At 51.6% G+C, this 6,995-nt stretch carries 2 protein-coding genes and 2 pseudogenes; 1 reads left to right on the top strand and 3 read right to left on the bottom strand.

Annotation, left to right across the window (positions count from 1 at the left end; translation table 11 throughout):
• Window positions 1–23: 23 nt before the first annotated feature.
• From narZ to yddG, 3 genes and pseudogenes are all read right to left on the bottom strand, one after another.
• Window positions 24–3,521 (bottom strand): annotated as a pseudogene (gene narZ / locus EQY_RS0115930) (nitrate reductase Z subunit alpha); the annotation flags it as partial.
• A gap of 109 nt (window positions 3,522–3,630) precedes the next feature.
• Window positions 3,631–5,019, bottom strand: a complete 1,389-nt coding sequence (gene narU, locus EQY_RS0115925) for a nitrate/nitrite transporter NarU (RefSeq protein ID WP_001207929.1) — start codon at window positions 5,017–5,019, stop codon at window positions 3,631–3,633.
• A gap of 251 nt (window positions 5,020–5,270) precedes the next feature.
• Window positions 5,271–6,152: an aromatic amino acid efflux DMT transporter YddG gene (gene yddG / locus EQY_RS0115920; protein WP_010347315.1), complete on the bottom strand. Its 882-nt coding sequence runs from the start codon at window positions 6,150–6,152 to the stop codon at window positions 5,271–5,273.
• Between the two features lie 231 nt (window positions 6,153–6,383).
• Between yddG and EQY_RS0115915 the strand changes: the two are divergent.
• Window positions 6,384–6,968: pseudogene (locus tag EQY_RS0115915) on the top strand (molybdopterin-dependent oxidoreductase); the annotation flags it as partial.
• Window positions 6,969–6,995 lie beyond the last annotated feature (27 nt).

The raw sequence follows: 6,995 nt of genomic DNA, 5'->3' as shown, positions 1-6,995 counted from the left end.
TGGGGGGGATGTGTTCATTACATTTCCTGAGCGTGATACATCATGGTCATGCCCGGCGGCACTCGCTGACTGACTACCGCACGAGCCGTCAGCGCACCGTTGGCGTTAAACACTTCCACCCAGTCGTTATCAACAATGGTCAGTTCGCGGGCATCGGTTTCGCTGATCCAGACAATTGGCCCGCCGCGCGAGAGCGTCAGCATTAGCAGGTTTTCACTGTAGGTAGAGTGAATGCCCCATTTCTGGTGCGGCGTCAGGAAGTTAAGTGCTTTTTCCGGGAAGCCGTTTGGCGGGATCTGGCGCATTTCACTGACACTGCGGGTGTCGATAGGCGGGCGATAAGCCACCAGGCTTTCACCAAAGGCGCGCATCCAGGGATGATCCTGATAGAGCTGCTGGCGTCCCGACAGCGTGCGCCACGGAATTAACTCGTGAACGTTGGTGTATCCCGCGTTATAGGAGACGTGATCGCTTTCCAGACCGGACCAGGTGGGGCTGGAAATGATTTTACGTGGTTGCGCCTGAATATCGCGAAAGCGAATCTTCTCATCCTCTTTGTGTAGCGCCAGATGAGTATGTTCGCGCCCGGTGATCTCGCCCAGAGCCTGCCAGGCTTTTACCGCTACATGGCCGTTGGTTTCCGGTGCCAGCGCCAGAATGACCTCTGATGCATCAATGGCGGTGTCAATCAGCGGACGCCCCTGTGCCGGGCCATCGCGTTTGGTGTAATTGAGTTTGCCGAGGAAATCGATTTCATCCTGGGTATTCCACGAAATCCCTTTACCGCCGTTGCCAAGTTTGTCCATCAACGGCCCCAGCGAGGTAAAACGTTCATAGGTAGCAGGGTAGTCGCGCTCCACCGCCACAATATTCGGCGCGGTCTTACCTGGGATTAGGTCGCATTCGCCTTTGCGCCAGTCGAGCACTTCACACGGTTGGGAGAGTTCTGCCGGAGAGTCGTGCAATAACGGTTGCAGTACAATATCTGTTTCTTTGCCAAGATGTCCCACGCAGACTTGCGAGAATGCTTTGGCGATACCTTTGTAGATTTCCCAGTCGCTGCGTGACTCCCACGCCGGATCGACCGCCGCTGAAAGTGGATGAATAAACGGATGCATATCCGAGGTATTCATATCGTCTTTTTCGTACCAGGTCGCGGTAGGCAGGACGATATCGGAGAATAAACAAGTGCTGGACATGCGGAAGTCGAGCGTCACCAGCAGGTCGAGCTTGCCCTCTATCGCGGCGGTTTGCCACTCGACTTCTTCCGGTTGAATTCCCTCCGTCAGCCCAAGTTCTTCCCCCTGAATACCGCTTTCCGTACCCAGCAGATATTTCTGCATATACTCATGGCCTTTGCCGGAGGAGCCAAGCAGGTTAGAACGCCAGACAAACAGGTTACGCGGATGATTGCTGCCGTTATCTGGCTGCTCGCAGGCCATACGCAAATCACCCGATTTCAGCGCCTGAGCGGTAAATTCAGTGGGTGATAATCCGGCCTTGTCGGCTTCAGCTTTCAACGTGAGCGGATTACGCCCCAACTGCGGCGCAGAAGGTAGCCAGCCCATGCGTTCGGCGCGAACGTTGAAATCAATCAGATGACCGCTGTATTTACTGGCATCGGCGAGCGGTGAGAGCAATTCCTGAGCGGTGACTTTTTCATAGCGCCACTGGCTTGAGTGATTGTAAAAAAATGAGGTGCTGTTCATCTGGCGCGGTGGGCGGTTCCAGTCAAGCGCAAAGGCCAGTGGTAACCAACCGGTTTGCGGACGCAGTTTTTCCTGACCGACATAGTGTGCCCAGCCCCCGCCGCTTTGCCCAACACAACCGCAGAAGATCAACATATTGATCATTCCCCGATAGTTCATATCCATGTGATACCAGTGGTTAACACCAGCACCGAGGATAATCATCGAACGTCCGTGGGTTTTATGGGCGGTATCGGCAAATTCACGGGCGATGGTTTCAATATACTGGCGCGGCACGCCGGTAATTTGCTCTCCCCAGGCCGGGGTATAAGGTTTGATTTCAGCGTAATCCTTTGCGCTGTTTTCATCTTCCAGCCCGCGATCGAGGCCGTAATTCGCCAGTACCAGATCATAAACGCTGACCACCGGACAGGTACTGCCATCGGCGAGCGTCAGATTTTTCACCGGAAGCTGGCGTACCAGAATCGGATCGTGTTTTACGCTGCGAAAATGCGGGTTTTCAATGCCGCCAAAGTAGGGAAAAGCCACGCCAGCAACAGCGTCGTGTTGACCGAGCAGGGTTAACGACAATTCGGTTTCTGAACCTGCGGCAATGGATTCCAGATTCCATTTGCCTTTTTCTCCCCAGCGAAAACCAATCGAACCGTTCGGCACCACCAGTTCTCCAGCGGTATTAAACGCCACGGTTTTCCACTGCGGATTGTTGTTTTCGCCCAGCCCGTCAACCAGATCGGATGCCCGTATCATCCGTCCGGGAACGTAGCTGCCATCGTCGCGCGGTTCCAGCATTACCAGCATCGGCATATCGCTGTAGCGGCGGCAGTAGTTGATAAAGTAGTCGCTGGGGTTATCGAGGTGGAACTCTTTTAAGATCACATGGCCCATCGCCATTGCCAGCGCGCTATCGGTGCCTTGCTTTGGCGCCAGCCACTGGTCGCACAGTTTTGCTACTTCCGAGTAGTCCGGGGTAATGGCGATAGTTTTGGTGCCTTTGTAGCGCACTTCGGTAAAGAAGTGAGCGTCTGGCGTGCGCGTCTGCGGTACGTTAGACCCCCATGCGATGATGTAGCTGGAGTTATACCAGTCGGCGGATTCCGGTACGTCGGTTTGTTCGCCCCAGGTCATCGGCGAGGCGGGCGGTAGGTCGCAATACCAGTCATAGAAACTTAAGCAGGTGCCGCCTAGCAGTGACAGATAGCGTGTTCCGGCGGCGTAAGAAACCATCGACATCGCCGGGATCGGCGAGAAACCGGCAACGCGATCAGGGCCGTAAGTTTTGATGGTCCAGACATTAGCGGCAGCAATCAGTTGATTCAGTTCCTGCCAGTTGGAGCGGATAAACCCACCGCGTCCGCGTACCTGCTTGTAGCTCAGGCACTTTTGCGGGTCATTCATAATTGATGCCCACGCCAGTACCGGATCGCTGTGTTGTTTAAGTGCTTCGCGCCACAGTTCAATCAGCCGTTTACGAATTAGCGGGTATTTCAGGCGGTTGGCACTGTAGAGATACCAGGAGTAACTTGCGCCACGCGGGCAGCCGCGTGGTTCATGATTGGGCAGGTCAGGGCGAGTGCGTGGGTAGTCGGTCTGCTGAATTTCCCAGGTCACCAGGCCATTTTTAACGTAGATTTTCCAGCTACAGGAGCCGGTACAGTTAACGCCGTGGGTGGAACGCACGATTTTGTCGAACTGCCAACGCTGGCGATAGCTGTCCTCCCAGTCGCGGTTGCTATGCATCACCTGTCCGTGACCATCGGCAAAAGTTTCGCCCTTTTGTTTGAAGTAGCGAAAGCGATCCAAAAGTTTACTCATGACATGACTCCTGCTCCAGGAATGATTTGGGATCTGATGCCTTGTCAGATGCGGCATAAACGCCTTATCCGACCTACGGGTGCGACACGTCGCATCAGGCATCGATCTCTTATTTTTGGCTAAACTTCCGCCGACCATAGACCAGCCAGGTCAGCAGTACACAGATGATGTAAAAGATTAAAAACACTTTCATCGCGCCCACCGGAGAGCCTGTCATATTCAGCGACATGCCAAACGCCTGCGGAATAAAAAAGCCGCCAACTGCGCCAATGGCTGAGATAAAGCCCAGCGCCGCCGCCGTTTCGGTGATCGCTTCTCGCTGCGCTTCATCATCGCTGCCACCTTTCATCTTGACGCGATAAATGGTTATCTGGCGGAAGATGACAGCAATCATCTGGAAGGTGGAGCCACTACCCAGACCCGCTGTCAGGAACAACCCCATAAACACGACGAAAAATGCGATGAAATTGCCGGAACCTGTACCAGGCAGAGTGAGGAACAACAGGGCACTGAAAAGCGCCATAAAAATAAAGTTGATAAGCGTCACCCGCACGCCGCCAAATTTATCGGAGATAGCACCGCCAACTGACCGGGCAATCGCGCCGATAAACGGCCCAAAGAACGCCAGTTGCAGTATATTCACATCCGGGAACTGAGTTTTCGCCAGCATGGCAAAACCAGCGGAAAAACCGATAAACGAACCGAAGGTGGCGAGATAGAGCAGACTCAACAGCCAGAGATGCAGACGTTGTAAAACGGGCAACTGGTCGGCAATTGACGCGCGTGAACTGGCGATATCGTTCATCCCAAACCAGGCGGCGATAGTGGCAATCGCCAGCAGTGGCACCCAAATCCATGCGGCGTTCGCCAGCGACATCACTGAGCCATCGGCCTGTGGTACGCCATTAACACCGAGAAAGGCAAATACCGGAACAAAAATCACCAGTGGCGCAACCAGTTGCATCACGCTGACGCCTAAATTGCCTAATCCGCCATTAATCCCTAATGCGCTACCTTGTTTTGCTTTCGGGAAGAAAAAACTGATATTGCCCATACTGGAAGCAAAATTCGCGCCAGCGAAACCACACAGCAAGGCAATAACAATAAATATTCCAAAAGGAGTATGGGGATTTTGTACGGCAATACCGAGCCAGACGCAGGGAATAATCAGGATCGCGGTACTAAAAACAGTCCAGCGACGCCCACCAAATATAGGCACCATAAAGGAGTAGGGGACACGTAATAATGCGCCAGAAACGGAGGGTAATGCGGTTAATAAAAAAAGCTGATCGGTCGTAAAATTAAAGCCAATTTTATTGAGATTAACGGTGACTGCGCTAAATAACATCCAGACACAGAATGCAAGAAGTAAACAACTGACTGATATCCAGAGATTTCTTCGTGCTATATGTTTTCCTTTATTTTCCCAGAAGGCCGGATTTTCTGGCTTCCAGTCGCGCAAAAGATAACGATTACTTTTCTCATTTTGCAGTGCCATATTCTTCCTCACATGCACACGTTGGTAATGAAAAAAAGAAAGACAGGACGTTGGGCGCGATAACCCACTTTTAGAATTAAGAGAATCAGGTGAGATACTGACTGAAAGAATAGATAAGAAAGCGCAGCCGCGCGGTGAGAATGCGGATTATCTGAAGGGTTATGTGTTACTGAATGTAACAAAGATATATCATTGCCTTCACTAATATTTCAATCCGCATACCCTGAACGAACTTTGTTGCAGCATGAAACTTATCGGTGACGTGTCGCCAGCCAACAGAGCAGAGAGCCGCCACAGACCATGAGTGCGCCTTGCCAGAATGAGAACGATAGCGGTGCGTTGAGTAGCACGGCAGCCAGAGCAGAAGAAAGTACAGGCGTAAAATAAGAACCAACCGCCATAATCGTTACGTTGCCATGTAAAATACCGACATTCCAGGCGGCGTAAGCAAATCCTAAAGTAAATGCCGCAGATATGAGTTTAACGATGACAGGAAAGCTAAAAACCATCTCTGGTTGTGGCGTTATAAAATAGTAAATCCATAGACTTGCCCCCGTTAGAAGAACGAAAACAGTAATGCCGTTAAATCCACGGGCATATTTATTCGTGACTGTGCAATAAGCTGCCCAGATAAACGCACCAATAAACGCCAAAAAATAACTTAATGGACTGGTGGTAATATTATTGATGATTTCATCATATTGTAGCCCGTTGTCGCCGCCTAATACCCAACAGACACCCATCAAAGCTAAAAGCAATCCGGGAATAATCAGCCAGTTTGTTTTCTGACCATTAAAAAGAATGGCGAAAAGTATCGTCAGGCTGGGCCATAAATAGTTCACCATGCCTACTTCTATCGCCTGATGGCGGGTAGCAGCATAACCTAAGGAAAGCGCGAGGCAGATTTCATAACTCACGAACAATACGCTGCCAGCAAGTAAATAGCCTTTCGGAATCTGCCGGATACGCGGGAATCCAACGGTGAAGATTAACAGCAGCCCGCTTAATGAATAGATCGCCGCCGCACCACCGACCGGGCCGAGCCCCTCGCTGACACCGCGAATCAATCCTACCATGGTGCTCCACAGGACGATCGCGATTAGCCCTATGAGCGTTGCTTTTTGTCGTGTCATGCGCGTTGTTTAGTCTCTCTTGCCGTTAAAAATTAAGCTGAAATTTATAGCATTTTTTTAACCGGCCTGTCAGGCAGTGGTGTGTTTTTCTACCGCCATTGAGGTAGGTCAATTTGCGCAGGCGGATTATTTTGTGGCAAACACGTGTTCTTTTTGATTTCGCGCAAAAAGATTCAGAATTTTACTGTTAGTTTCCTCGCGCAGTAATACCCCTGAAAAAAGAGGAAAGCAATGGACGTCAGTCGCAGACAATTTTTTAAAATCTGCGCGGGCGGTATGGCGGGAACAACAGTAGCGGCATTGGGCTTTGCCCCGAAGCAAGCACTGGCTCAGGCGCGAAACTACAAATTATTACGCGCTAAAGAGATCCGTAACACCTGCACATACTGTTCCGTAGGTTGCGGGCTATTGATGTATAGCCTGGGTGATGGCGCGAAAAACGCCAGAGAAGCGATTTATCACATTGAAGGTGACCCGGATCATCCGGTAAGTCGTGGTGCGCTGTGCCCGAAAGGAGCCGGTTTGCTGGATTACGTCAACAGCGAAAACCGTCTGCGTTACCCGGAATATCGTGCGCCTGGTTCTGACAAATGGCAGCGCATTAGCTGGGAAGAAGCATTCTCCCGTATTGCGAAGCTGATGAAAGCTGACCGTGACGCCAACTTTATTGAAAAGAATGAGCAGGGCGTAACGGTAAACCGTTGGCTTTCTACCGGTATGCTGTGTGCCTCCGGCGCCAGCAACGAAACCGGGATGCTGACCCAAAAATTTGCCCGCTCCCTCGGGATGCTGGCGGTAGACAACCAGGCGCGCGTCTGACACGGACCAACGGTAGCAAGTCTT

This window comes from Escherichia sp. TW14182 (assembly GCF_000208525.1).
Classification (GTDB): Bacteria; Pseudomonadota; Gammaproteobacteria; order Enterobacterales; family Enterobacteriaceae; genus Escherichia; species Escherichia ruysiae.
This window is presented reverse-complemented; position numbering and strand designations above follow the sequence as displayed.